Source organism: Pasteurella oralis, assembly GCF_042681465.1.
In the GTDB taxonomy this organism is placed as follows: domain Bacteria; phylum Pseudomonadota; class Gammaproteobacteria; order Enterobacterales; family Pasteurellaceae; genus Pasteurella; species Pasteurella oralis.
This window is the reverse complement of the sequence record NZ_JBHUFP010000021.1, coordinates 1-1,418: the sequence shown is the minus strand read 5'-3', so window position 1 is coordinate 1,418 and position 1,418 is coordinate 1. Positions and strand designations below refer to the sequence as shown.

The following is a 1,418-nucleotide window of genomic DNA, read 5'->3' as shown; positions in this document are numbered from 1 at the left end:
TGTGTTTGGGGTACAGAGTGCTATTTAGTTGTGAAGTTAGTTAAGCTATTAGTCGTGACGTCGGGCAAGTTAAAGTGTGGCAAGATAAGTTAGGTATAAGAGTATAAAGTTATTTCTATTGGAATTGCTAGCCAATGAATGGGTAGTCAATGGGTAGATATGGGCACAGTTAGATTTTAGGCTTTTAGATTTTAGACCTTATTGATATAGGCTTTATATTTTTGGGCTTTTAGATTTTTAGCCTTTTTGCTTACAAGTGATGTTATACAAACCCAATGTTATGTGATGTTAGTCTGAGAGGGCACTTTGTTAGTGTATTTGCTATTTACTCGGCTGAGCAAGGGGATAATATGAAGCTAACTCAAATAACAAGGAATGAAGCAAAAGTAGTTAAGCAAAAAGTAATTAAGCAACAAACGAAATCGCAACAAATGAAATCAGTAAATCAGAAATCAGTCATGCGTAAGGGCAATAAAGTGATGAGGTTAAATAGTGAGAATTAATTGGTAGTTTATTTGTTGTTCATCTATAGAAGAACACCCCCAATTTGACGATTCCCCTAAAATCTTGTGCCTAGAGGATGAATTTGAGTTTAAATTTTTTTCTGCTTAATTTGTTTCCCCATCAAGTAATACCTCCTAAACGCTACTTGATAAAATGCTTGTAAAATCGTTTCATGAACACGTTCGCAGATACCGTTAGTTTGCGGGTGTTTTACCTTCATTTAGTGTGCTCAATATCATCGTTAAATAAAGCTTATAATCATAATTTTCCACTTTACTTACTGTAATATTTTCACGGTTGATGAAAGTCTATGGTGGTTGCAAGCCTTGATTCTTGAATTAGGATATTGAGTATATTCGCTGTCGCAATGGCTGTTTTTATTGTATAGAATTTTGCAAAAACGACTTTACTATATGTATCGACTTTACTATATGTATCGACGAAAGTTTGCTGGTAAATACGTCCGACACCTTTTGGATTACCCACATAAAAAGTGTCCTATAAACCTTAACCTCTGGAGATGTTAATGTTATTTTCTTTCCTGAGGGCTGCAACTGTTAGGGGAGTTAAAGTGCGGTCTGTTTTGAGCCAGTTTTAGTGGCTCTTTGCTAATGTTTAAATGTTTTTAGTTAGCAATGTCGTATAAATAACTTAGTGTTGTTATTTTTATAGAGTTTAAGTATGTTGGCTTCTAAAACTGATGCTTCTATTGAATTTGAGAAGTTCACTATAAAACACTAGATAATACGGTGATAAAAAGTTTTTGTGTTACTTAGATTTGATTTGCTTAGAATAGTTTTTCCTATATAAATTAAAAAAACGGAAGATGATGTAGTATTGGCTTTAGTTCTTACAATAATGGTCCCCTAAAGAGGGACCATTTTTTTATTACATATTTATAAACAAAACCAATC

At 33.3% G+C, this 1,418-nt stretch carries 1 protein-coding gene and 1 pseudogene; one reads left to right on the top strand and one right to left on the bottom strand.

Features of this window, described 5'->3' with window-relative positions; translation table 11 throughout:
* The first annotated feature begins 350 nt into the window (after positions 1–350).
* Positions 351–503 carry a hypothetical protein gene (locus ACFSAV_RS09295; protein WP_379098876.1) on the top strand — a complete coding sequence of 51 codons (153 nt, stop codon included), beginning with the start codon at positions 351–353 and terminating at the stop codon, positions 501–503.
* A 131-nt stretch (positions 504–634) separates the two neighbouring features.
* On the opposite strand, the pseudogene ACFSAV_RS09290 reads toward ACFSAV_RS09295, so the two are convergent.
* A pseudogene (locus ACFSAV_RS09290) lies at positions 635–776 on the bottom strand (IS481 family transposase); the annotation flags it as partial.
* Between the last annotated feature and the right edge of the window lie 642 nt (positions 777–1,418).

Excerpts from the sequence above, each read along its gene's own strand:
- ACFSAV_RS09295 (WP_379098876.1), top strand. The coding sequence starts at position 351 with ATGAAGCTAACTCAAATAACAAGGAATGAAGCAAAAGTAGTTAAGCAA.